The sequence below is a fragment of the Paraburkholderia sp. SIMBA_027 genome (assembly GCF_046535315.1).
GTDB classification, from domain to species: domain Bacteria; phylum Pseudomonadota; class Gammaproteobacteria; order Burkholderiales; family Burkholderiaceae; genus Paraburkholderia; species Paraburkholderia tropica.
Genome location: NZ_JAWRWY010000015.1, coordinates 51,117 through 75,428 on the forward strand (window position 1 = coordinate 51,117; position 24,312 = coordinate 75,428).

Consider the following 24,312-nt stretch of genomic DNA (forward strand, 5'->3'; position numbering starts at 1 on the left):
TCTGGCCACCGAGTTGGCCACCGAGTCGGCAAACGAACGACAACACGGAGAACACATCATGCTGGAAGTCGACGATCTCGTCGTCAGCTACGGCCAGAGCGAAGTGCTGCACGGCATCGGCTTTTCCGTTTCGCAAGGCGAAAGCGTGGCCGTGATGGGCCGCAACGGTATGGGCAAGACCACGCTGTTCAAGGCGCTGATCGGCATGCTGCCCGCCAATCGCGGCACGGTGCGCGTGGGCGGCGCCGACGTCTCGAAGGACGAGAGTTACCGCCGCGTGTCGAAAGGCATCGCCTACGTGCCGCAAGGCCGGCAGATTTTCGCCTCGCTGAGCGTCGAGGAAAACATTCAGACGGGTCTCGAAAACGCGCAGAGTCAGCGCGTGCCCGACGAACTTTACGCGCTGTTTCCCGTGCTGTTCGACATGCGCAAGCGCAAGGGCGGCAATCTTTCGGGCGGCCAGCAGCAGCAACTCGCGATTGCACGCGCGCTCGCGACCGACCCGAAAGTGCTGCTGCTCGATGAGCCGACCGAAGGCATCCAGCCTTCGGTCATCAAGGACATCGCCAAGGCGCTCAATCAGATTCGCACGAGCCGCAACATCGCCATCGTCGTGTCGGAGCAGGTGTTGAGCTTCGCGCTCGACGTGGCCGACCGGCTCTTCGTGATCGAAGGCGGGCGCTTCGTGCACCAAAGCACGCGCGATGCGGGCGACACCGACCGCATCCGCGAATACCTCTCCGTCTGAGCGCGGCGCGGCGTTCGCGCGCCGCGCCGTATGTCAATCCGCGAACCCAGGAGCGAACGCAATGCCCGACACTCTCATCAAGGTCGATCTGAACCAGTCGGCCTACGAAAACGAACAGGTGCACAACCGCTGGCACCCCGACATTCCGATGGCCTGCTGGGTGAAGCCCGGCGACGACTTCATCCTCGAAACCTACGACTGGACCGGCGGCTTCATCAAGAACGACGACAGCGCCGACGACGTGCGCGACATCGACCTGTCGATCGTGCACTTTCTCTCCGGCCCGGTGGGCGTGCACGGCGCGGAGCCGGGCGACCTGCTCGTGGTGGATCTGCTCGACATCGGCGCGAAAGCGGACAGCCAGTGGGGTTTCAACGGCTTCTTTTCGAAGACGAACGGCGGCGGCTTTCTGACCGATCATTTCCCGAGCGCGCAAAAGTCGATCTGGGATTTTCACGGTGTCTACACGAGTTCGCGCCATATTCCGGGCGTGAATTTCGCGGGCCTGATTCACCCGGGCCTGATCGGCTGCCTGCCCGATCCGAAACTGCTGGAAACGTGGAACGCACGCGAAACCGGTCTGATCGCCACCGATCCGGAACGCGTGCCGCCGCTTGCGAATCCGCCGTTCGCGGCCACCGCGCACATGGGCAAGCTCGCGGGCGAAGCACGCGACAAAGCCGCCGCGCAGGGCGCGCGCACGGTGCCGCCGCGCGAGCACGGCGGCAATTGCGACATCAAGGATCTGTCGCGCGGCTCGAAGGTGTTTTTCCCGGTCTACGTGGATGGCGCGGGCCTTTCGGTCGGCGATCTGCACTTCAGCCAGGGCGACGGCGAAATCACGTTCTGCGGCGCGATCGAAATGGCGGGCTGGGTGCATATGCGCGTGAACGTCATCAAGGGCGGCATGGCGAAATACGGCATTCGCAATCCCGTGTTCCAGCCGAGCCCGATCACGCCCAATTACAACGATTACCTCATTTTTGAAGGCATTTCCGTCGACGAGCAGGGCGGCCAGCATTATCTCGACGTGACCACCGCGTATCGCCAGGCGTGTCTGAACGCGATCGAATATCTGAAGAAGTTCGGCTATTCCGGCGCGCAGGCGTATTCGCTGCTCGGTTGCGCGCCGGTGCAGGGGCATATCAGCGGCGTGGTCGATATTCCGAATGCGTGCGCGACCTTGTGGCTGCCCACGCAGATCTTCGATTTCGACATTCGTCCGAACGCCGACGGCCCGATCCAGCACATTCAGGGCGGCGTGGATCTGCCGTGTTCGCCGGATCTCGTGAAGGCCTGATTCCGGATTCTCGCCGACGTCATTCAAAGGAAGCTGTCATGCCGATCTACGACTTCGAGTGCGCAAGCTGCGGGCCGTTCTCCGTCATGCGCCGCATTGCGGACCGCGAAAAACCGTGCCGTTGTCCCGACTGCGGCGCGGAAGGCGGACGCGTCATCAGTGCGCCTTCGCTGGCGCTGATGGCGAACACGCGCCGCGCGGCGCACGCGACCAACGAACGCGCCGCGCACGCGCCGCGTCAGTCCGGCGACGGTCCGCCACTGCGTCATCGCGCGGGCTGCAGTTGCTGCTCGGGCGGCGCGGCGAAGCTCGCGGGCGCGGCGTCGGACGGTCTCAAACGGCCGGCGGGACGGCCCTGGATGATCAGCCACTAAGGTGTGCCGCGCGCGAACCGCTGCCCGCAAGCGGCGGCCTTCGCGCGCGGCATCAACGCATTCAAGGAGGAAGCATCATGCGACATGGTGATATTTCGAGCAGCCGCGATTGTGTGGGCGTTGCGGTGGTCAACTACAAGATGCCGCGTCTGCACACGAAGGCGGAGGTGCTCGACAACGCGCGCCGTATCGCCGATATGGTGGTCGGCATGAAGCAGGGTTTGCCGGGCATGGACCTCGTGGTATTTCCCGAGTATTCCACGCACGGCATCATGTACGACCGCCAGGAGATGTTCGATACGGCGTCGACGATTCCCGGCGAAGAGACCGATATTTTCGCGGCGGCGTGCCGCAAGGCCAATGTGTGGGGCGTGTTCTCGATCACGGGCGAACGTCACGAGGAGCATCCGCGCAAGGTGCCGTACAACACGCTCGTGCTGATCGACAATCGCGGCGAGATCGTGCAGAAGTACCGCAAGATCATGCCGTGGACGCCGATCGAAGGCTGGTATCCGGGCGATCGCACGTATGTGTCGGACGGTCCGAAAGGCCTGAAAATCAGCCTGATTATTTGCGACGACGGCAATTATCCGGAGATCTGGCGCGACTGCGCGATGAACGGCGCGGAGTTGATCGTGCGCTGCCAGGGCTATATGTATCCGGCGAAAGAGCAGCAGGTGATGGTCGCGAAAGCGATGGCGTGGATGAACAACACCTATGTGGCGGTCGCGAACGCCACGGGCTGGGACGGCGTGTATTCGTACTTCGGCCACTCGGCGATCGTGGGCTTCGACGGGCGCACGCTCGGCGAATGCGGCGAAGAGGAAATGGGGGTGCAATACGCGGAACTGTCGCTCGGCATGATCCGCGACGCGCGCCGCAACATGCAGTCGCAGAACCATCTGTACAAGCTGCTGCATCGCGGCTATACCGGCACGATCCATTCCGGCGACGGCGCGAACGGCGTGGCGGATTGCCCGTTCGGTTTCTATCGCGATTGGGTGGCCGACCCCGAGGCCACGCGCCGACGCGTGGAAGCGCTCACGCGCAGCACGCCCGGCACGGCGGAGTGCCCGATCGACGGGATTCCACACGAAGACTGAGCGCTGTCGAGGCTTTGTCCACGACGCGCATTGTTCGGCAAATGCGGCCACTCCATTCGTCGCCAGGCCCTTTTTCGCTGCACTGTCACCCTCTACATTGTGGTTCGGCACCGACGCAAGCCGCAGCGCGGCGAGCGAACGGTTCAACCCACATTGGAGGTTTGTCATGGCCAGGCTCGAAGGAAAGGTCGCGCTCGTTACGGGCGCATCGAAGGGAATCGGCGCGGCGATCGCCCGCGCGCTCGCGAAAGAGGGCGCGTCGGTCGTGGTGACGTATGCGAGCAGCCAATCCGGCGCGCTGGCGGTCGTCGAGCAGATTCAGGCTGCGGGCGGCAAGGCGACGGCGGCAGGCGGCGACGTCTCGCAGCCCGCCGACGCCGCGAAGCTCGTGCAAACGGCCATCGACGCGTTCGGCCGCCTCGATATCGTCGTGAACAATTCGGGCGTGTATGCGTTCTCGCCGGTCGAGGACATCACCGCCGAGGAGTTCCATCGCCAGTTCGACACCAACGTGCTCGGGCCGCTGCTCGTCACCCAGGCGGCCGTGAAGCATCTGGGCGAAGGCGCAAGCATCATCAATATCAGTTCGGGCGTCACGCGCATCACGCCGCCCGCGAGCGCGATCTACACCGGCACCAAAGGCGCGCTCGACGCGATCACGAACGTATTGGCGCTGGAGCTTGCCCCGCGTAAGATCCGCGTGAACGCGATCAATCCCGGCTACGTCGAAACCGAAGGCACGCACAGCGCGGGCATCACCGGCTCGGACATGGCCGCGGACTTCATCGCGAAGACGCCGCTCGGCCGCGCGGGTCAGCCGCAGGATATCGCCGATGTGGCGGTGTTCCTCGCTTCCGACGAAGCGCGCTGGCTAACCGGCGAGCATCTGCTGGCGGCGGGCGGTATCCGTTAATCGTCGATTCCGGCAGTAAGACGCGCCGCCGGCGATCTCGCTGGCGGCGTTTCTATTTTGATTTCGCTAGTCTCGTTGTTTGCACGCGGTTTCTTTTTCGAAGCGCGCCTCCTGTTCACACGCCTCCCCGAAAAACGCACCATCGCACGGCGTTTGCACGCCGCTCTGGTGCGATTCGCGCCCGCGAATCCGCATTGACGCACCATCATCGAGCAGGTGAATTCCCGATTGCGCGGAATTTATTTTTTCACTTGCGTCGTGGTTTTTTGACTGTGCACTATGTGTTGTGCACAGCACAAACGTACGCCACGTACCGATGAGGATGTCCATGAGTGTCTCAGCCATTGCAACCCCGCACGCGGGGAACATCGCTTCGACGCATGCGTCGGGTACGGACCGCCTGAAGGTCCAGCAACTCAGTCACGCATTTCGGACTGCCGATGGTGTCGACGTGCCGATCTTCGAACGGCTCGATTTCAGCGTGCGCAGCGGCGAGATCGTCTCGATTGTCGGCCGCAGCGGCGCGGGCAAGAGCACGCTGTTCAATCTCGTCTCGGGGCTCATCAAGCCGCAGTCGGGGCAGATCAGCGTGGGCAAGCGCGACGACGGCAGCGCCGGGCGCATCGCCTACATGCTGCAAAAAGACCTGCTGATGCCGTGGCGCACGGTGCTGCAAAACGCCGTGCTCGGCATCGAGCTGTATCGCAGGGTCAAGCGCGCCGACCTCGAACGCGCGCGCCAGATGCTCGCGCGTTACGGCCTCGGCGCGGTGGCCGACGCGTATCCGCATTCGCTCTCGGGCGGCATGCGCCAGCGCGTGGCGCTCACGCGCACGCTGCTGGTCGATCCCACGCTGGTGCTGCTCGACGAACCGTTTTCCGCGCTCGACTACGAGACGCGTCTCGCGCTCGAAGACGATGTGATGGCGTTGCGCCAGCAGAGCGGCACGAGCGTCGTGCTCGTCACGCATGACATCGAGGAAGCGATTGCGATGAGCGACCGCGTGATCCTGCTGGGCGGCCGCCCGGCGCGTATCGAAGACGACATCGACGTGCGCCTGACCACGCAGGGCGCGCGCACAGCGGTCTCGGCGCGCGAGGCGCCCGAGTTCCGCACCTACCATTCGCGCGTCTGGAACGGACTGCGCAGCCATACCATCCAGCACGCGGGAGCCACGGCATGAGCGATATTGCGATCTCCTCCAACGGGCCCGCACGGCGGCGCGCGAAGCCGCGCCGCGCGGCGAAGCTCGGCACCACGGGCGCGGTCGCGCTCATCGTCGTGGCGCTGATCGCGCTGTGGCAGGTGGCGGTCACGGCGGGCTGGATCAACGGCAAGCTGCTCGGCTCGCCCGCGGGCATCTGGCAGGCCGCGCAACAAGGCCTGAACGGCGGCACGCTGATACCCGACACGCTCGTCACGCTCTACGAAACGGTGGTGGGCCTCGTGGTGGGCAGCGGGCTCGGGATCGGCCTCGGGCTGCTGCTGTGGTTCGTGCCGCGAGTGTCAGGCGTCGCTGAAGGATTATCAGTCATCCTGAACAGTATTCCGAAGATCGCGCTCGGTCCGCTGATCGTCATCTGGTTCGGCTCGGACATGACGTCGAAAGTCTGGCTCGCGGGCATTTCCACCTTCGCCGTGGCGATGATCTCGTCGTGTGCGGCGGCGCGCGAAGTCGACAAGGATCTGCTCAACCTGTTCCGCTCGTTCAACGCGAAGCCTTCGATGATCTTCACGAAGCTGATCGTGCCGGGCGCGCTGCCGTGGGTGTTCTCGACGCTGCGCGTGAACATCGGCTTCGCGCTGATCGGCGCGGTGGTGGGCGAGTACATCGCTTCGCAGGCAGGACTCGGGCATGAGGTGTTCGTCGCCGGATCGCTGTTCGATCTGAATACGGTGTGGCTCGGCATTATCGTGCTCACGCTGATGGCGACGCTGCTGGGCTGGATCGTTCAATTCACGGAAGCAAAGGTCATTTCATGGAAGTCAACACGATGAAACGAGTAAGCGCGATTGCCATTGCGGCGGCAGTGACGGGGTTGAGCGTTCAGGTGTCCGCGCGGGCGGCGGAACCGGTTACGGTGTATCAGGCTTTTCAGTCGATTCAGTATCTGCCGCTTTACGTGGCGATCGACAAGGGGATCTTCGCGAAGAACGGTCTCGACGTGAAGAAGGTCACGGCGGGCAGCGGCGCGGCGGGCGTGGCGGCGGTGATCGGCGGCCATGCGGACTTCTCGCTGCAGGATCCGATGACGGCCGTGCTCGCGAACCTCAAGGGCGCGAACGTGATGGCCGTCGCGAACGTGGTGGCGGGCGTGCCGGTGTGGGTGATCGCGCCGCCGGACGCGGGCGTGCATCAGCCCGGCGACATGTCGAGCAAGAGCGTCGCCACGGCGTTGCCGCCGTCGACCAGCACGTATCTGCTGCAACGGCTCATCAAGGATCAGAAGATCGAGAAGGTGTCGCTGAACACGGTGCAACTGGGCACCGAACTCGCGCCCGTGAGCGCGGGCCGCAGCCAGGCGGCGGCAGTCTACGAACCGCAGGCGGACACCGGCATCGCGCAGGGCTACAAGGTCGTGTACGGTTTCCCGAAGGCCTATCCGGGCGGCTATGCGTTCTCGACCATCGACACGGCGGCGTCGACCATCAAGGACAAGCCGCAGATGGTGGCGGCGTTCGTGAAGTCGATCGGCGAGGCCGAGGCGCTGATTCATCAATCGCCGGACACGGCGAAGGCGGTCGCGAAGACGGAATTTCCCTCGCTCGACGCGAAGATCGTCGACGCGGCCGTGGGCCGCCTGATCGATCAAAACATTTACGCGCCGACGCCCGAGATTTCCGAGCAGGCGTTTCGCAATGCGCTCGATCTGCAGGAGTCGATCGGCAATATCAAGCCTGGCAGCGTGAGCTATGCAAGTGCCGTCGACAATTCGTTTGCCGCGGCCGCCGCGAAGAAGTAAGCGTCGCGACGCCCGTTATCGCGTCGGCGCGCTGCGCCGACGCTTCGAATGGAAGGACAGGATGAACGAAGCCAATCCGTCGTTCGTGACGGCGCTGATCGCGCAGCGCGGCAATCCGGCCGCGAGTCGCGCGCGGCTCGACGAAGCCGTGGCGCGCGCCGAGGCGCTCGAATCGCTGCACGTTTTCACGCATCGTCCGGATGCGTACGTCGAGCCCGACGCGTATGCGCCGCTCGCGGGTCTGCCCGTGGGCGTGAAGGACCTGATCGACACCGTCGATATGCCGACGTGCTACGGCTCGCCGATCTGGCGCGGCCATCGTCCGCAAGCCGATGCGCCGATCGTGACGCAACTGCGCGAACTCGGCGCGCTGGTGTTCGGCAAGACCGTGACGACCGAATTCGCCTGGCGTCAGCCGGGGCCGACCGTGAATCCGTGGCGTCGCGATCATACGCCCGGCGGATCATCGAGCGGATCGGCGGCGGCTGTGGGCGCGGGCATCGTGCCGCTTGCGCTCGGCACGCAGACGGTGGGATCGGTGATCCGGCCCGCCGCGTACTGTGGCGTGGTGGGCTACAAGCCGAGCTACGGCACGATCTCGCGCGAGGGCGTGCATGCGCTCGCCGCGTCGCTCGATCACATCGGCTTCTTCGCGCGCGACGTGGAAGTGGCGGCGCTCGCGCACGCGCTGTTCGTCGCGCAGCGCGTGGAAGCGATCGACAGCGTCGACGCCTGGCAGGCGTGGTTCGCGCCGCTCGCTGCGCCGCCGCGTCTGGGCGTAGTGCGCACGCCGTTCGACGCGCGTTTGCAGGACATGCAGAAAGTGAATTTCGACGCCGCGCTCGCGCAGTTGCGCGCGGCGGGCGCGGAGATCGTCGAGATCGAATTCGAGGCCGATCTCGAACAGATCGTCGACGCGTTGCAGGTGATTCTGCGCGTGGAAGCGTGGCACGCGGTCGGGCCCGAGGCGCGCGCGCATCGCGAGCAGTTGAGTGAGCATATGCGTGCGCTCGTCGATGAAGGCGCGGCGATGCCCGAGGCGCGTTATCAGGCCGCGCTCGAATTGCAGGCGCAATGGCGCGCGCGCTCGGCGCAACTGCTCGCGGGCTGCGATGCACTCGTGAGCGTGCCCGCCACGGGCGTCGCGCCGCAAGGTCTCGACGACACCGGCGACCCCACGTTCTGCGCGCCGTGGAGTCTGCTCGGCATGCCGGCCGTGACGGTGCCGTCGGGTTGGACCGATGCGGGTTTGCCGCTGGGTTTTCAGACCATCGGCGCGTTCGGCGAGGATCTTGAGACGCTGCGCGTGGCGGCGTGGATCGAGCAGGTGATCGGCGCGCGGCGCGAGCTTGAGCTTGCCGCGGCGAGCACCGAGGCGATCGCGTAACACCGACCAAAGCGACCAGGGAGACAGCATGGGCAAGCCGTATCGCACGATTCAGGAATACGTACTCGGCACGCTGCGCGCGGAGATTTTGCAGGGCGTCTACAAGGCGGGCACGCGCATGCGCCAGGAGGAAGTGGCAAAGCGGCTCGGCGTGAGCACGACGCCCGTGCGCGAAGCGTTCCGCGATCTGCGCGCCGAAGGGCTGGTGGCGATCGATCCGAACAAGGGCGTGGAAGTGCGCGGCCTCACCGCCGACGACGTCAGCGAAATCTACGAGTTGCGCATGCTGCTCGAACCGATGCTTGCCGCGCGTGCGTGTCTGCGCGCGAGCGCCGCGCAACTCGACGCGGCGCAGGCGAGCCACGATGCCATGAGCCAGGCCGCGCCCAGTTCCGAGCAATGGGCCTTGCTCAACGAGGATTTTCATCAGCATCTGATGCAGTGCGAGGCGCACACGCGGCTGTTCGAAGTCGTGCGCGGGCTGTCGCTGCTCGCGCGTCCGTATGTGTCGCTGTCGATGTACGTGCAGCCGGATATCATGGCGAGCAATAACGACGAGCACGCGCATCTGCTCGCGGCCTGGCGCGCGCGCGACGCCGCCGCCGTGCAGGAGCAGACGCGCGTGCATCTGCTCAACACGCGCGATGCGATCGTCGCCTGCGTCGATCAATCGGCGCGCGCGCTGGCGGCTTGATGGAAGGTTCGAATGTCTGTTTCACTGGCTGATTTATCCGCCGTCGACGCGCGGCGTCTGATCGGCAACGGCGAGCTGTCGCCGGTCGAATTGCTCGATGCGTGTCTCGCGCGCATCGAATCGATCGAGCCTGCCGTCAACGCGCTCGCGGCCACGGCGTTCGAACGCGCGCGCGACGAAGCGCGTCGCGCGGAACAGGCTGTCGCGCGTGGCGAAGCGCTGGGCGTGCTGCACGGTTTGCCGATCGGTGTGAAGGATCTCGAAGAGACGGGCGGCTTGCTGACCACTTACGGCTCGCCGCTGTATCGCGATCATGTGCCGGTTAGCGATAACGCTTTCGTTGCTCGCTTGCGCGCGGCGGGCGCCATCGTCGCGGCCAAAACCAATGTGCCGGAAATGGGCGCGGGCGCGAACACGCGCAACGCGGTCTGGGGCGCGACGGGCAATCCGTTCGACACGCGGCTGAACGCGGGCGGGTCGTCGGGCGGCTCGGCGGTCGCGCTCGCCACCGGCATGGTGCCGCTCGCCACGGGTTCGGATCTCGGCGGCTCGCTGCGCATTCCGGCCGCGCTCTGCGGCGTGGTGGGCTATCGCGCGTCGCCGGGACTCGTGCCGTCCGAACGCCGCGTGCTGGGCTGGGCGCCGAACTGGGTCAGCGGGCCGATGGGGCGCAACGTCGCCGACGTGCGGCTGCAACTGGCCGCCGTGGCCGGTCACGCGAGCGCCGATCCGCTCAGCTATCCCGCGACGCTCGACGCCTTCGCGCGCGAGCCGCGCCTCGATCTTTCGGCGCTGCGCATCGGCTATACCGAAGATTTTGGCGCGTGCGCCGTCGATGCGTCGATTCGCGCCACGTTCCGCGCGAAGATCGAGCGCCTCTCGCGCATCGTGGCGCAGTGCGAGCCGATCGACATTGACTTGCGCGAAGCGCATCGCGTGTTCGACGTCGTGCGCGCGCAGGAATTCGTTGCGAGCCTGCGCGAAACCTACGAGCGCGATCCGTCGCTGCTCGGCGCGAATACGCGCGCGAACTACGAAATGGGCGGGGCGCTCACGCTCGCCGACGTCGCGCGCGCCGAGACGCAGCGCACGGCGTTGTATCGGCAGTTTCAGGCGCATTTCTCGCGCTACGACGTGATTGTTTCGCCGGTCTCGCCGGTCACGCCGTTTGCGTGGACGACCTCGCATTGCGAGTCGATCGACGGCACGCCGCTCGAAAATTATTATCGATGGGTCGCGCTCACTTATGTTGTGACGGTGTTGACGAATCCATCGATGTCGCTGCCTTGCGGCATCGATCACGCGGGCATGCCGTTCGGTCTGCAACTGATCGGGCCGATGCGCGGCGACGCGCGCCTGCTCGACGCGGCGCAGGCGCTCGAAGCCGCGTTCGCGCGCGAACCCGCGCTCGCGCGCCCGGTGCCGGATCTCGCCGCGTTGCGCGGCACGCCCCATCAGGCGCGCGCCGCGCTGCGTTCGATCGTCACCGATCCGCCTCGCTTGCGCGACGCGTCGCTCAGCCTTTGAACTCGACCGAGACGAACACTTTGCGGCACGGCTCGACCACTTCCCACGTCCCCTGAAAACCGGCGGGTATCAGGAAGCGGTCGCCCGCGCGCACGGTTTTTTCCGCACCCGATTCATCGCGCAGCACCGAGACGCCTTCGAGAATTTCGCAATACTCGTTCTCCGTGAAATTCACGCGCCAGCAACCGCGTTCGCTGGTCCAGATGCCCGTCGACAATTGTCCGCACGGGCTCGTGAAATGCATGTCGGCCGATTGACGCGGTCGGCCGGAAAGCACGACTTCGGGCTTCGGCTCCCATTCGAGCGTTTCTTTCGCGGGTTGCGAGTAATCGACGATATCCAGAATGCGCATGATGTTGGCAATAAAAAGGTGAGAGAAACAAAGCGGCGCGCGGCGGCGAATCAAGCCCTTACGTGCCCGATTTCAATTGCGCCCACAAACGGTTTTGCAGCCGCATGATCGCTGCCGGTTGCGGACGCATGACGGTCATCTTGTCGATGACTTCGTCGGAAGGAAACGTGCTGGCGTCTTTCATGATCGCCGTTTGAACCAGCGGATACGACGCACGATTCGCGGTCGGATAAAACACTTCGTTGGTGATGCCGGCGCTCGTTTTCGGATCTTCGATGTAATTGATCCATTTGAGCGCCGCTTCGGGATGCGGCGCGTCTTTCGGAATCGCCATCATGTCGAACCAGAGCAGACCGCCTTCCTGCGGATTCACGAACTGAATCTGATAGTGGCGCTTCGCCTCGATGGCGCGCCGACGTGCGATACCGGCATCGCCCGAATATGCCACGGCGATGCACACGTCGTTATTCGCGAGGTCGTTGATATAGCCCGACGAATTGAACTGCGTGATATAGGGGCGCACTTTCTTCAGCACTTCGTAGGCCGCGGTGTAATCGGCGGGATTCGTGCTGTTCGGATTGCGATGCAGATATTGCAGCACGGCGGGAAATACGTCCGATGCCGAATCGAGAAACGACACGCCACAGCTTTTGAGTTTCGAGAGATTCTCGGGATCGAAAACCAGCGCCCATGAATCGGGCGGCGTCGCGCCGCCGAACGCCTTTTGCACTTCCTGTGCGTTGTACGCGACGCCGTCCGTGCCCCACGCCCACGGCACGCCGTATTGATTGCCGGGGTCGGCGTCGCTGACCATTTTCATCAGATGCGGGTCGAGATTCGCGAGATTCGGCAATTGCGATTTATCGAGCTTCTGATACACGCCGGCCTCGATCTGCCGCGCCATATACGCCGACGATGGCACGACCACGTCGTAACCGGAACTGCCGGCGAGCAGTTTGGCTTGCAGCGTGTCGTCGCTATCGTAGCTGTCGTAACGCACCTTGATGCCGGTCTGCTTCTCGAACGTGGGCACCGTGTCCTGCGCAATGTAGTCGGACCAGTTGTAGACGTTGACCTGTGCGTCGTCCGCGATGGCGGGTTGGGCGGCGACGGCGGCGAGCGCGAGCATCGTGGCGGCGCACGTCACGGGGACGGTGCGTTGGAGCGTGTCGTGAAGTTTCATCCTGCTTCCCTGGAGTTGATTCGAAGACGGTATGCGCGTCTTCGCGCCCGGCATCCGCGTGAACGGACGAGGCGTACGTGATGACCGACATCGCGTGCGATTGTGCGCAATAGGCGTCGTGCAATAGCGTCTTGCAATAGCGTGGCGCGCAGCAAAGCCGCACGACGCAACACAACGCACCATCACGCGAAGCGGCGCGATATCAGACGAACGGGGCGGACAGCAGGCTAGGGCTTGGGCAGCAGGGAGGCGATTTCGTCTTTACGAACGCCGATGAAATCGCAGCTCATGGCCGAATGATGGCGGCGCACGGAGCGAATGGAGATGACCGTGTCGATCGAGCAATAGCTGCACGGCCGGGCGACGTGGCTGGCGCCTGAAACAATCGTGCTGCGCATGGCGAGAAAGCCGCCACGTCCTCGATCGTACTGTATCAAGGGGCCACGAATTTTCATGATCTAAGGCGCACGGGTCGAAGCACAGGAGCGTCGGACTGTTGAGCGGATGCCGGTTGAATAGCGAAGCGGTGGCCTGGAAATGCGCAGCGCCACGCACGCTTTAACCGGTGGATTCATGGTACCCGCGCCAAAAAGCGTGTCAATGGGGATGTGCGCGGGGATGAGCGCGAGGATGTCCATCACAGCGTTGCACGACGAAATGCATCACATCCGTGCGTCCTTCGTCGAACGCGGCTTCGCAATAGCCGAAATAGAGCGTCCAGATGCGAATGAACGCATCGTCGAAACCGAGCGCGCGCAGGGTGTCGAGTCGGCTTTCGAAACTTGCGCGCCACAGACGCAAGGTCTGCGCATAATCGCGTCCGAATGCAAAGACGGCGCGTGCTTCGAGCTGCGCCTGCTGCGCGGCGCGCACGAATTGCTGCGGACCGGGCAACATGCCGCCCGGAAAAATCATCTCGCGGATAAAGTCGCTCGACGTGCGATAACGTTCGACATGCGCATCGTCGATGGTGATGGTTTGCACGAGCGCCCGCGCGCCCGGTTTCAGCAGACGCGAAAGCGTGTCGAAATACGTCGGCCACCACGCTTCGCCCACGGCTTCGAACATTTCGATGGAGACGATCGCATCGTACTGGCCGTCGTTTTCGCGAAGATCACGATAATCGCGCAACTCGATCTCCGCGAGATGCGCAAGCTGCGCCGCTTTCACGCGTTCGCTGGCCCACGCGTGTTGTTCCTGCGAAATCGTCACGCCGCGCACATGGATGCCTTGCCGCGCCGCATACAACGCGAAACCGCCCCAGCCGCAGCCGATTTCGAGCACGCGCATGCCGGGCGCGAGCGCGAGCGTATCGATGATGCGCTGATACTTCGCGCACTGCGCTTCGTCGAGCGGACGGTGTGCGTCGTCGTCGAAACAGGCGCTCGAATAGGTCATCGTTTCATCGAGCCACGCCGCGTAGAACGCGTTGCCCAGATCGTAATGCGCGTGGATATTGCGTCGGCTGCCGGCGCGCGTGTTGCGGCGCAGCCGATGGCGCAGCGCGTACCACACGCGCGCGAGCGGGCCGCCGTGCAGGGTCGTGGCGACGGCGTCTTCGTTGCGGATCGCGAGGCGCATCAGCGCGGTGAGATCGGGCGCGTCGAGCCATTGCGCGCGCAACGCCTCGGCGAAACCGATATCGCCCGCGCGAAGGATCGCCCGGCACGCGCGCCAGTCGTGAATGCGCAGCGCGGCGGCCGGGACGTCGCGTGCATCGCCGAACACCTGCTGCGCGCCGTCGGGCGTCGTCAGCGTCAGATGGCCATGACGGATCCTGCGCAGCAAGGCAAGAAAGAGACGGGCCGCAAGCGGCATCGGCGGGTGCGCGGCCGTGGGCAGGCGGAGCAGCGTCATGAGCGGGCCTCGTGATCGGTGGGGCGCAAGGATGCGTCGGATGCGTGGGGTGTAGGCGGGTGTTTGCCGAAAAACGGCACGCGTTTGAGCCAGAGGCGCAGCGCCTGCCAGTGAATCCGCAGCACGACGCCGGGCGTGAGGAGCGGCTGACGCAGGAGCGCGCCGAATGCGCGGCGTGCGTCGAGCGGTTCGGCGCGCATGGCGATGGCGGTGCGCAGCAGCACGCCGAGACTATCGACGTAATCGATCGCGGTGACAAGCCGCGCGCCGTGCTGGCGCACGCGAAACCGATAGTGGCCCTCGACGCGGCAAAACGGCGAAACGTGAAAGGTCTTGCGGCACTGCAGCTCGGTCGTATCGCCGATCGGCGCGTGATCGGGCGCGCTCAATAGATAGCCGTGATGCGCGCCGAAGGTGTTGCGTACGTCGGCGTAGAGCGCGCGCAGGCGGCCCGCGCGGTCGTAGCAATACCAGAAGCTCACCGGATTGAACGCGTGACCGAAGATGCGCGGCAGCGTTTGCAACCAGATCGCGCCATCGGCGGGAATGCCCGCGTCGGCGAGACGCGCGCGCATCCACGGCGCGAGCGCGCGTCCATCGCGCGGACCGTAGTCGCGCGGATCGAGCGAGAACACGCGCCGACGGTCGATGCCGAACCACCCGCATTGCAGCGCGTCGAGGCGGTCGAGATCGCAGCAGATCTGGAACAGCGGATACGCGAACGCGTGATGTGCGGGGCGCAGGCGTTCGTGCACCACGCGGCCCGTGAGCAGACAGGCCGCGTGCGCATCCTCGCCTGGGCGTGCGGCGCGGGCGAACGGCGGCGCGCCGCGCGCGAGATCGGCGCGTGGGCTCATGGGCGGCCCCACGCAGGCATCACGCCGAAGTCGCGCGCCACGCGCAGCGCCGACTTGAGGCCGTCTTCGTGAAAGCCGTAGCCGGTCCACGCGCCCGCGAACCACGTCGCGCGCCGCCCTTGCAGATCGGGCAGGCGCTGTTGCGCGTCGATGGCCGCGAGGTCGAGCAGCGGATGTTCGTAGACGTAGCGGCCGAGCACGGCGTGCGGCGCGGGTTCGCTCACCGGATTGAGCGTGACCACCACGGGCGTGCGAAACGGCAGCGGCTGCAACTGGTTGATGAGGTAGCTCACGCAGACGGGCTGCGCATCGGCGTCGCTGCCCGCATGATGCGCCGACGCACGGCTGAGGTAATTCCACGCCGACCACACGCGTCGGCGGCGCGGCAGCAGCGCCGTGTCGGTGTGTAGCAGCGCCACGTTGCGTTGATAGCGCACGGCCCCGAGCACGTCGCGTTCGGCGTCGTCGGCATCGGCGAGCAAGGCCAGCGTCGTGGGCGCGTGGCTCGCGAGCACGATGGCGTCGAAACGTTCCGCGCCCGCGTCATCGGTCGCGATCATGACGCCCGACGCGTCGCGGCGCACCGCGCGCACGGGCGTGTTCAGGCGCACGTCGTCGAGCGTGGCGAGCAGGCGCGCGACGTATTCGCGCGAGCCGCCCGCCACGGTTTGCCACGGCGGCCGGTTGTTCACCTGTAGCAAGGCGTGATTGAGGCAGAAGCGCAGGAAGGTCGCGGCCGGAAAGCGCAGCACGTCGCGCGCGGCGCTCGACCAGATGGCGGCGGCCATCGGCAACAGATAGTGGCGCTGGAACGGTGCGCCGTAGCCGCCCGCCGTCAGCAGTTCGCCCACCGAAAGCCGCTCGCGCCGCGCTGTTTCCAGATGATGTTCGGCGGCGGCGTTGAAACGCAGAATGTCGCGCAGCATACCGATGAACGTCGGCGAAAAGAGGTTGCGGCGCTGCGCGAACACGGTGTTCAGATTCGTGCCCGCCCACTCCAGCGCGCCGCCGTCCATCGACACCGAAAACGACATCTCGCTGCGATGCACGTGCACGCCGAGTTCGGCGAACAGCGCCACGAGGTTCGGATAGGTGCGCTCGTTGAACACCAGAAAACCGGTGTCGACGGGATGACGCTGTCCGTCGAGCACGACGTCGACGGTATGCGCGTGGCCGCCCGCCGTCGCGGCCGCCTCGAACAGCGTGACGCGATGGCGACGCGCGAGCAGCCACGCGCTCGCCAGCCCGGCGATACCCCCGCCGACGACCGCCACGCGGCGGCCCGGCGGCAAGGCGGCGCTCGTGGCGTCGGCGATCTGGGCGGGTTCCATGCGTTTTTCTCCCTGATTCGTGCGTTGTCGTCATGGAATCGGTGACTGCTGCGTGCAGACTTCCTTGTGTGCAGATACGGACGGAAGGCGCGCGCGGATGCACGCGATGCGCGCGAAAGTCGCGCGAAACTACGGCGAAGCAAATCCCGGCTGACCCAATTGCGCGGGAAACTGCGGCACGCGTCGAAAACGCGTGCTGTCGTAGCCCATCGCATCGAGACGCGCGAGCAGTGCGTGATAGGTCGCGTCGTCCATCTCGGGCTCGCGCGAGAAAATCCAGCCGAGCGATTTGCCCGGATAACCGAGGATCGTCACGCGATAGTCCGGGTCGACATAGAGCGTGAGCTGTGTGACGTGGATCGGCCAGAACAGGCGCACGCGCCAGCGCCCGCCGCCGCTGCCGGGCACGACCGCATCGACGAAGCGGTAGTGCTTTTCGGGCGCGTCGAAGCCGCCTTTGCGGCCGAAGAAGGCGTCGTCGATGCGGCCGTCCGCGCGCAGCGTCCACTCGGCGCGGCTCGCCACGAAACCGCGTTCCGCGAAATACGGAATGTTGGCGATCACGTACCAGCGGCCCATGTAGCGCGGCAGGTCGACGCTGACCGGTTCGAGCGGCTGGTCGGCGCGAGGATTCGGATTGGGCGGCCCGTTCGTGCAGCCGCAGAGCGCGATGCATGCTACGAGCGATAGCGGCGCGAAGAACGTTACACGCCGCAGGGATCGCATGAAATCACGCATGAAATCGCGCCTGAAATCAGGCATGAAAAGCATCGTCGGCATCGCGCTTACTCGCTGGTGCCGGGCCGCGCCGCGCGCTTGCGCAGCAGATAATGCGCAACGCCCCATTCCTCGCCGCGCGCATAGCCGAACAGTTCGGCCACGGCCAGATAGAACATGCGCCAGCGCTGGAACGCGAGACGCGGGTTGCCGCTCGCGTCGAGCAGCGGCAGCGCCTGGGCGCGCGCGGCATCGAGCGCGGCGAGCCACTGGTTCGCGGTGCGCGCGTAATGCGTGCCGTCGATCCACCATTGCCGCTCGACGCGCAGATCGTCCTGAAAACGCAGCAGCAGATGCGCCGAGGGCATCGTGCCGCCCGTGAAGAAATGACGGGACATCCAGTCGCTGCCGTCGCGCACCTCGAAGTGATACGCGAGCAGCCGATGCGCGAACAGATGCACGAAGAGGCGGCCGTCGTCGTCGAGCCAGCGCGCAATCTTCGCGAGCAGCAGGCCGTAGTGCTTCATGTGCTCGAACATTTCGATCGACAGCACGCGGTCGAAACGCGGCTCGCCGGGCGCGAACTCAAAGCGCGCGACATCGCCGGTCACGATGCGCAGATTCGCGAGCCCCAGCTCGTTGGCGCGGCGCTCGATGAACGCGCGCTGCCCGTGCGAATTCGACAGCCCGACGATGCTCGCATGCGGATAACGTTGCGCGAGCCAGAGCGTGAGCGCGCCCCAGCCGCAGCCGAGGTCGAGGATGCGCTGACCGTCGGCGAGTTCCGCGCGCGCTGCATAGAGCGCAAGCATGGCGTCCTCGGCCTGCGCGAGCGTTTCGTTGCCGCGCGGATAGTAGCCGCACGAATACTTCAGGCGCGGCCCGAGATGCGCCGCGAAGAACGCGCCCGGAATCTCGTAGTGCTGCGCGTTGGCGGCCTGCGTTTCGATGGCGATCGGGCTGGCGCGCAGTTCGTCGATCAGCGTTTCGAACGCTTCGGCGCGTCGCGTGCCGTCGTGCGCGTGTTCGTCGGCGAGACGGCGGCGCAGCAGCGTGCGCATGCCCATGCGGATCAACGCATCGGGCAGCCAGCCGCGTTCGCACAGGCGGATCGCAAGCGAGGCGTCGTAAGTGCTCGATGGCGGCGGCGTGTCGTGCGGTGTGTCGTGCGGATGGTCGTGCGAATCCTGCAACGGCGGAACGGTCACGGTCATGATCGCGGGCTCCTCGAAGGGCGATGTGAGGCGTCGTCGGCGTGCGCGTGGCGCGGCGGCCACGGAATGAACGCGTGCGTGGTCGCCATGTAGTCGCGATAGCCGGCGCGCGTCTGCACGAGCCGCGCTTCGAGCAGCGGCACGCCGGAGAGCTTGAGCAGCAGCCACGCCATCGCGAACGGCGGCACGAGCGTCGCCCAACCCCAGGGCTGGCCGATCGACCAGACCGTGTAGGCGCACCAGTGCAGCGATTCGAAGAAGTAATTCGGATGGCGCGAGTAACGCCACCAGCCGCGCGTGCAGACCTGGCCGCGCGCGGCGGGATCGGCGAGATGGCCGCGCAACTGGCGGTCGGCGGCGGCTTCGCCCGCGAGCGCCGCGAAGCCGATGGACAAGGCGATGACGATGGCCGGAATCGACGGCGTGTGCGCCTGCCAGGCGGGCACGAAGAACGCGATCGACAGCAGCAGCGAGATCACTGCCTGGAGCATGAAGAAGCCGAGCATGCGCGCCGGCGCGTGGCGCCCCCAGCGCGTGCGCAGCGCGGCGTAGCGCGGGTCTTCCGGGCCGCGACGGTTGCGTCGCCAGAGATGCGCGCCGAGCCGCAGACCCCACACGCCGCCGCCGAACGCGACCGCCACGCGGTTCAGCGTCGCGCCCGGACCGGCGAGGGCGGCGAAGACGGCCACGGCGCCGAGCGACAGCGCCCAGACCGGGTCGATCATGCCCGCGTTGCCGGTGCGCAATTGCACGAGCCAGACGACGCCGAACGCGACGACGAGCGCGCCAAACGCGGCAAGAACGGCGGTGGTGATCGGCATGGAGACTCCGTGAGGAGGCTGATGCCGGGAGATACGGACGAGCGCGGCGTTTGGATGCAGCGCCAGTGCAGCGGAATCGTCGCGAGGGACGAACGCGCCGCGCCGACGCGCGGCGGGGGGCTCAGGCCGTGGCGTGCATCGTGCCGGTAGCGACGACGGGGCCGGTCGGCTGGCCCGTCGGCGAGCCGCCGGTCGGTTCGATCGAGACGGCCAGCACGGCGCGCGCGCTGAGCTTCGCGACCACGCTGGCGGGCAGGTTCATGTGTGCGGGCGCATCGGCCGGGAACACGCCGAGCGCGACCGGCTTTTCGCCGGGCGCAATCAGCCAGAGTTCGGTGGCGCGTCCGGCCGGCACGGTCGGCTTCACGGCGGGCACGACGACCATTTCGCTGCGGCGCAGATCGACGGTCGCGGTCCAGTGGGCGATGCCGTCGGGGCGGGCGATCGTCGCGACCATATAGGCGCCGCCGGGCGCGACGGCCACCGGCGCCGGGCTCGCGGCCTCGTGTATCGCCTGCATCTCGCGCAGCACGACCACGTTGACCAGCGCGAGCGCGAGCGCCGCGACGCTCGCACCGACGCCCACGAAGCGCCACAGGCGCAAGCTGTTCCACCACGGTCCCGCATCTTGCGTCGGCGTGCGGCGCGGCGGCAGGAAGCCGAGATCGCGCTCGATGCGGGTCCACACGCGCGCGGGCACGGCCAGCGGACGCAGTTCCTCGGCGAGCGGCGCGAGGCGGCGCTGCCAGCGTTCGATGGCGGCGAGCAGGACGGGATCGGTTTCGGCGGCGTGTTCGAGCGCGCGCCGCTCGTTCGCGTCGAGCACGCCGAGCGCGTATTCGGCGCCGAGCAGGTCGGGATCGTGATCGGCGGGCGTGCTCATGATTCCAGACACGATTTGAGTTGCATGAGGCTGCGCCGGATCCAGCTTTTCAGCGTGCCGAGCGGCACGCTCAGACGCTCCGCCAGTTCGCTGTAAGTCGCGCCGCTGAAAAACGCTTCGCGGACCGCGCCGCGCTGCGTGGGTTCGAGTTGCGCCATGCAGCGTTCGAGCCGCTGGCGCTCCTCGCTGGCTTCGGCGCGGGCGGCGGGCGTGGGATCGTCGTCGGCGATGGCGTGCGCGACGGCGTCGTCGAGCGGACTTTCGTGATGCTGGCGCAGGCGGTCGATCGCGCGGTTGCGCGCGAGCGTCACGAGCCAGGTCATCGCGCCGCCGCGCGCGGCATCGAACGTATCGGCGCGACGCCATGCGGCCGTGAACACTTCCTGAAGCAGATCTTCGGCTTCGGCGCGGTCGTGAACCATGCGCACGAGCACGGCGAAGACATGGCCGGAGGCGAGCCGGTAAAGCTCGGCGAAAGCGCGCTGCTCGCCGCGCGCCGTGGCGTCGAGCAACTGGTTCAGACGCGCGCGGCGCGCCGCGTCGGACGCCTCGGCGCGTGCGGATGGCGAGGCTGCGTTGTCGTCGAGGCCGCCGGACGGATCACTCATGCGAGGAGGGCGCGCTGGCGCACCCGCTGGAGGACATGGGCCCGAATATAGCATCGACCGCCCGATGCTCGGCGGCGGGCGGTACGGACAACGAGCGTGGCGAAAGTCGGCTGGCGTCATGAGCGTGAAGCGAAGGGTTTCACGATATACGGATGCGCGCTCGCGGCGGACGCGCATTGCATCAGCGCATTCGCGTGCACGAATTGAACCGCCTGGCTTCGATCGTCATTTTTTCAGACGTGACGTGCGATACGATAGGCGTCCCGCATCAAACGGGTGCAGCCCGAGCGGCAGATGTCGCCGCGCGGGTTTTAAACAGCTTTTAAAAAGATTTCGATTGTCTTTCGCGATCCGGCATAACACATGGTTTTCCCTGATCGCTTTTTCCTCTGATTTTTATCGCCGCCTGAATTCGTTCTCATGCCCAGCGCTTTCGCTCTTTTGGCGATCCTGATCGTTTCGTGTCTGATGAGCGTGGCCGTGCTGGGTTCGCTCGTGCGCGCGTCGGTGCCGGGCGTGGGCCGCTGGTGCGTGGGTTATGCGCTGCTCGGCGTGGCGGCGACGTGGATTCTGATCGGCGGAATGCAGGCGGGCGCGATGACGATCGTCGGGGTGAGTTCGCTGACGCTGGGCGCGGTGCTGCTGCTCGTGCAGGGCACGCGGCGATTCTTCGACGTGCCGCCCGTGCGTCGCGACGAATGCGCGGCGCTCGTCTTCGCCGTAGCCGCGCTGGTCTACTTCACCCGTGTTGCGCCCAGTGCGAACGCGCGCGGCGTGATCGTCTCGCTGGGTTTCGTGTATGGCCGCTTCGTGGTGGGCAGCCTCGCGTTGCGTCACGCCGCGCGTGACGGCGCGAGCTACGCCTGCCGCCTGATCGCGGTGGCCGCCTGGCTGGGCGCGCTGGTTTATCTCGCGCGTATCGTCGCGATCGTGCTGGGCCTCGCGCCGGCATTGTCGTTTTTGCAACCGTCGCCGTGGAATATCGCGCTGCTCGGGCTCGCAATCGTCTCGCTGCCGTGCATGTCGACGGGCATGGTGATGCTCGCGCACGAACGCATTCTGCGCAGAATGGAAAAGCTCGCCACCGTCGACGAATTGACGGGCGCGCTCACGCGACGCGCATTCATGGAGCGGGCGCAGGCGTTGCTCGCGCACAGGCGCGCGCGCGGCGGCACGATGGCGATCGCCATTCTCGACATCGACAAGTTCAAGACGGTCAACGACAGCTTCGGCCACGCGGCGGGCGACCGGCTGCTCGCGCATATTTCGCGGATCGTCGCTGCGCAGATCCGGCCGTGCGATCTGTTCGGGCGGCTGGGCGGCGAGGAGTTCGCCGTCGCGTTCGTCGATGTCACGAGACGCGAGGCGGAGGCGTCGACCAATGCGCTGAGAGTGGCCGTCGAGTGTTCGTCCACGGACGGCGTGTCCTGCACGCTCAGCGCGGGCGTGGACAGCATCGGCGCAACCGAAAGCCTGGAGAGCGCCATCGCGCGCGTGGACGCCGCGCTTTACGTTGCGAAAGCGGCGGGGCGTAATCGGGTGGCGGTGGCCGCGGGCACGCACGAAGGCAATCGCGAAACCGGTTATCTGGCCGCATTGCGCTGAAAGGATGCGGCTGGATTCATGGCGGCCACATGCCATGGCGGGCAGGTTGGCGCCCGGCGGAAACACTCGATGCGTTATTCCCGATGATTCATGGTCGGCGAATCATGGCGAATGGAGCAATGCTCAATAGACGAAAAAGACAAAAACGAGCGATAAAACCAATCAGCGAAAACCCGCCTGGGGAAAAGCCCAAATACAACCCAAACGCGATTGAACAGCGGCGAATGACAGGGGCGCGCAACATCCCCGCGCGGTGCGATTCAGCGCCGGCGCGGCTCGCTTGCTGATTGACGGTGAATGGGTGATTTACAGGCGTTCGGCGCTGACGGTCGCGAGGCGGCTGCCGGCGAAAGGGTCGTTGGCCCAGTCGACGCGCGGGCGCGGCGCTTCGGCGCGCTCTTCCGGTTTGCGAATGGCGAAGTGCTCCAGCGCCTGACCGGCGCTAGTCACTTGTACGAGCCATTGCGGCATTTCACCCTGACCGTCCCAGGTGTCGCCCGCCGCATTTTGATAACGCGCGGCGCGAATTCGAAGCTGATCGGCAGCGATCGAGGCCGCGATGTCGTCCGGCTCGATGCCGAACTCTTCCATTCTGCGGCGAAGGTAAGCAACGATGCTTTCCCGTTTACGTTCATCCACGTTTAAAAACTCCTTCATGCGAGGGACTGTGCTGCACTTTGCAGGTCGCAAATCGCATGCCGCAACGATAGCACGGCTGCGCGCCCGGGGTGCGGGATGCACGCAGCATTTTTCAATCAGAGAGAGCCGGCGCGAGCAGGCGAGCGCGTCGATTGACCGACATGCGCCAGACCGCCAACTCGCGCCGAACGTTTACTTTAAGACGATTGATCATCCGGCGCGTTTAACTCGCCCAAAGACGATGACGACATCGCGAGCACCAGGCGTTCGAGACCGATGCCGAAACCCGCGCCTTCCCGATACGCGCCACCGCCCGCGATCTGCTGCTGGGCGCCGAGCGCCGCGCAGCGCATTTCAAAACCCTGGCCGCCGAGGTAATAGCTCAAGCCCCGGCGCGCGGCACGGTCGAGATCATATCGGACACCCAATGAATCCAGAAACCCCGTTGCGACATCGACGCTGAATGCCGCCGCGCGTTCAGGTTCCGCGCATAGATATTCAAAGCCGAGTTGCGTAAATTCGCGGTATCGACCGGCTTGCGGCCGCTCGTACCTGTAACACCGTGCAATATAAAAGAGCATCCGTTCGCGCGCACCGCCGAGCAGATTGACCGCCTGTTCCTGAAAGAGCGCGGTGGCTTCCGGAATCAGACAGCATGGCCGACCGGATTTATCGGTGAACGTCCACATCTGCTGGAGGATTTCGCTGCCGCCGGCTTTCTCGACGAAGGTGTCTTGCGACCACAACGCCGGGACGATCGCTTCTTCAGCGCCACGATCAATGAAGGTAGCTCCGGAAGCGGTTTTCGAGCGAGCGCATGACGGCGGCCGACTGGCCGGTGACGAAACGGGTTCCGCGAAGCATAGTCATGTTTTTCTCCGTAGGCAATAAAAAAGGCGCCATCTGGCGCCTGGTTCCTGGTGTCCGAAGCCGGCGGCTTCAGAGCGATGGACGTAACGAACCCCGGCGCAAGGTGTTGCGACCGCGATGATGATGAAACCGGGCGAGTTCGTGACGGAGTTCCATGCTCCGATAATGACACAGCGAATTGCGTCTGTGAATGGCGGCGTTCGTATCCACTTTTTATTACCACTTATTGCCAGCGGTATCGGGTCGTGGGTTTTAGTGGCGCGCCCCGGTATTAATCCGGCAATATTTTCCGATTGATTCGTTTCGGGATTAAAGATGCGCACGTATGGCACATTTTATTGGAGCCGGCATTCTATACGGTAAATA

Annotated in this window: 26 protein-coding genes; 12 read left to right on the top strand and 14 right to left on the bottom strand. The window is 65.5% G+C overall.

The features are described 5' to 3' along the window. Positions 1-58: 58 nt before the first annotated feature. The 5 genes from urtE (at position 59) to SB764_RS26770 (ending at position 4,438) form a co-directional block, all read left to right on the top strand. Positions 59-748: an urea ABC transporter ATP-binding subunit UrtE gene (urtE, locus tag SB764_RS26750; protein WP_065060957.1), complete on the top strand. Its 690-nt coding sequence runs from the start codon at positions 59-61 to the stop codon at positions 746-748. A gap of 61 nt (positions 749-809) precedes the next feature. After that, positions 810-2,048 (top strand): formamidase, encoded by a 1,239-nt coding sequence (fmdA, locus tag SB764_RS26755; RefSeq protein ID WP_065060956.1) that lies wholly within the window; start codon positions 810-812, stop codon positions 2,046-2,048. A gap of 38 nt (positions 2,049-2,086) precedes the next feature. After that, complete coding sequence (locus tag SB764_RS26760) at positions 2,087-2,422, top strand: FmdB family zinc ribbon protein (RefSeq protein ID WP_065060955.1); 336 nt, start codon at positions 2,087-2,089, stop codon at positions 2,420-2,422. Between the two features lie 77 nt (positions 2,423-2,499). Continuing rightward, a complete protein-coding gene (locus SB764_RS26765; RefSeq protein WP_065060954.1) occupies positions 2,500-3,525 on the top strand; it encodes an aliphatic amidase in 1,026 nt (341 codons plus the stop codon). A gap of 166 nt (positions 3,526-3,691) precedes the next feature. Further along, complete coding sequence (locus SB764_RS26770; RefSeq protein ID WP_065060953.1) at positions 3,692-4,438, top strand: SDR family NAD(P)-dependent oxidoreductase; 747 nt, start codon at positions 3,692-3,694, stop codon at positions 4,436-4,438. A gap of 66 nt (positions 4,439-4,504) precedes the next feature. Here the strand turns inward: SB764_RS26770 and SB764_RS26775 are convergent, their stop codons facing one another. After that, entirely contained in the window at positions 4,505-4,768 is a 264-nt protein-coding gene (locus SB764_RS26775) for a hypothetical protein (protein ID WP_410865593.1), read from the bottom strand. Here SB764_RS26775 and SB764_RS26780 point away from each other — a divergent pair. The 6 genes from SB764_RS26780 (at position 4,767) to SB764_RS26805 (ending at position 11,009) form a co-directional block, all read left to right on the top strand. Beyond that, a complete protein-coding gene (locus SB764_RS26780; RefSeq protein ID WP_410865595.1) occupies positions 4,767-5,621 on the top strand; it encodes an ABC transporter ATP-binding protein in 855 nt (284 codons plus the stop codon). The genes SB764_RS26775 and SB764_RS26780 overlap by 2 nt on opposite strands. Continuing rightward, positions 5,618-6,436, top strand: coding sequence for an ABC transporter permease (locus SB764_RS26785; protein WP_074981903.1), 819 nt, complete (start codon positions 5,618-5,620; stop codon positions 6,434-6,436). Before SB764_RS26780 ends, SB764_RS26785 begins: the two co-directional genes overlap by 4 nt. Continuing rightward, positions 6,433-7,401, top strand: a complete 969-nt coding sequence (locus SB764_RS26790; protein WP_065061040.1) for an ABC transporter substrate-binding protein — start codon at positions 6,433-6,435, stop codon at positions 7,399-7,401. Before SB764_RS26785 ends, SB764_RS26790 begins: the two co-directional genes overlap by 4 nt. Positions 7,402-7,462: 61 nt before the next feature. Continuing rightward, positions 7,463-8,788 (top strand): amidase, encoded by a 1,326-nt coding sequence (locus SB764_RS26795; RefSeq protein WP_410865597.1) that lies wholly within the window; start codon positions 7,463-7,465, stop codon positions 8,786-8,788. Between the two features lie 28 nt (positions 8,789-8,816). After that, the gene (locus tag SB764_RS26800) at positions 8,817-9,482 is read left to right on the top strand and encodes a GntR family transcriptional regulator (protein WP_074981907.1); all 666 of its coding nucleotides are present in this window, start codon (positions 8,817-8,819) and stop codon (positions 9,480-9,482) included. A 12-nt stretch (positions 9,483-9,494) separates the two neighbouring features. Then, positions 9,495-11,009 (top strand): amidase, encoded by a 1,515-nt coding sequence (locus SB764_RS26805; protein ID WP_410865600.1) that lies wholly within the window; start codon positions 9,495-9,497, stop codon positions 11,007-11,009. Here the strand turns inward: SB764_RS26805 and SB764_RS26810 are convergent. The 11 genes from SB764_RS26810 to SB764_RS26860 all read right to left on the bottom strand — a co-directional run bounded on the left by SB764_RS26810 (position 10,999) and on the right by SB764_RS26860 (position 20,832). Then, positions 10,999-11,361 carry a cupin domain-containing protein gene (locus tag SB764_RS26810; RefSeq protein ID WP_110327187.1) on the bottom strand — a complete coding sequence of 121 codons (363 nt, stop codon included), beginning with the start codon at positions 11,359-11,361 and terminating at the stop codon, positions 10,999-11,001. The genes SB764_RS26805 and SB764_RS26810 overlap by 11 nt on opposite strands. A 58-nt stretch (positions 11,362-11,419) precedes the next feature. After that, positions 11,420-12,490: a polyamine ABC transporter substrate-binding protein gene (locus SB764_RS26815; RefSeq protein ID WP_065061039.1), complete on the bottom strand. Its 1,071-nt coding sequence runs from the start codon at positions 12,488-12,490 to the stop codon at positions 11,420-11,422. 281 nt (positions 12,491-12,771) lie between these two features. Next, the gene (locus tag SB764_RS26820) at positions 12,772-12,999 is read right to left on the bottom strand and encodes a hypothetical protein (RefSeq protein WP_065060946.1); all 228 of its coding nucleotides are present in this window, start codon (positions 12,997-12,999) and stop codon (positions 12,772-12,774) included. A 142-nt stretch (positions 13,000-13,141) separates the two neighbouring features. Further along, positions 13,142-14,401 (bottom strand): SAM-dependent methyltransferase, encoded by a 1,260-nt coding sequence (locus SB764_RS26825; RefSeq protein WP_176080874.1) that lies wholly within the window; start codon positions 14,399-14,401, stop codon positions 13,142-13,144. Next, positions 14,398-15,258 carry a DUF1365 domain-containing protein gene (locus SB764_RS26830; protein ID WP_321870733.1) on the bottom strand — a complete coding sequence of 287 codons (861 nt, stop codon included), beginning with the start codon at positions 15,256-15,258 and terminating at the stop codon, positions 14,398-14,400. Before SB764_RS26830 ends, SB764_RS26825 begins: the two co-directional genes overlap by 4 nt. Further along, positions 15,255-16,589 carry an NAD(P)/FAD-dependent oxidoreductase gene (locus SB764_RS26835; RefSeq protein ID WP_321901108.1) on the bottom strand — a complete coding sequence of 445 codons (1,335 nt, stop codon included), beginning with the start codon at positions 16,587-16,589 and terminating at the stop codon, positions 15,255-15,257. Before SB764_RS26835 ends, SB764_RS26830 begins: the two co-directional genes overlap by 4 nt. A 129-nt stretch (positions 16,590-16,718) precedes the next feature. Further along, positions 16,719-17,315: a lipocalin family protein gene (locus SB764_RS26840; protein ID WP_410865723.1), complete on the bottom strand. Its 597-nt coding sequence runs from the start codon at positions 17,313-17,315 to the stop codon at positions 16,719-16,721. A gap of 59 nt (positions 17,316-17,374) precedes the next feature. Continuing rightward, positions 17,375-18,520: an SAM-dependent methyltransferase gene (locus tag SB764_RS26845; protein ID WP_410865603.1), complete on the bottom strand. Its 1,146-nt coding sequence runs from the start codon at positions 18,518-18,520 to the stop codon at positions 17,375-17,377. Next, on the bottom strand, positions 18,517-19,341 hold the full coding sequence (locus SB764_RS26850) for a DUF1295 domain-containing protein (protein WP_410865605.1): 825 nt from the start codon (positions 19,339-19,341) through the stop codon (positions 18,517-18,519). Before SB764_RS26850 ends, SB764_RS26845 begins: the two co-directional genes overlap by 4 nt. A gap of 121 nt (positions 19,342-19,462) precedes the next feature. Next, positions 19,463-20,224 carry an anti-sigma factor domain-containing protein gene (locus tag SB764_RS26855; protein WP_410865607.1) on the bottom strand — a complete coding sequence of 254 codons (762 nt, stop codon included), beginning with the start codon at positions 20,222-20,224 and terminating at the stop codon, positions 19,463-19,465. Next, positions 20,221-20,832: a sigma-70 family RNA polymerase sigma factor gene (locus tag SB764_RS26860; protein ID WP_074981920.1), complete on the bottom strand. Its 612-nt coding sequence runs from the start codon at positions 20,830-20,832 to the stop codon at positions 20,221-20,223. The genes SB764_RS26855 and SB764_RS26860 overlap by 4 nt, the downstream gene beginning before the upstream one ends. A 420-nt stretch (positions 20,833-21,252) precedes the next feature. On the opposite strand from SB764_RS26860, the gene SB764_RS26865 reads away from it, so the two are divergent. Next, positions 21,253-22,437: a GGDEF domain-containing protein gene (locus SB764_RS26865; RefSeq protein WP_065060938.1), complete on the top strand. Its 1,185-nt coding sequence runs from the start codon at positions 21,253-21,255 to the stop codon at positions 22,435-22,437. Positions 22,438-22,743: 306 nt separating this feature from the next. Here the strand turns inward: SB764_RS26865 and SB764_RS26870 are convergent, their stop codons facing one another. Together SB764_RS26870 and SB764_RS26875 are read right to left on the bottom strand one after the other, a co-directional pair. Beyond that, a complete protein-coding gene (locus SB764_RS26870) occupies positions 22,744-23,076 on the bottom strand; it encodes an H-NS family nucleoid-associated regulatory protein (protein ID WP_074981922.1) in 333 nt (110 codons plus the stop codon). A gap of 197 nt (positions 23,077-23,273) precedes the next feature. Then, a complete protein-coding gene (locus SB764_RS26875; protein WP_065060937.1) occupies positions 23,274-23,858 on the bottom strand; it encodes an ATP phosphoribosyltransferase regulatory subunit in 585 nt (194 codons plus the stop codon). Between the last annotated feature and the right edge of the window lie 454 nt (positions 23,859-24,312).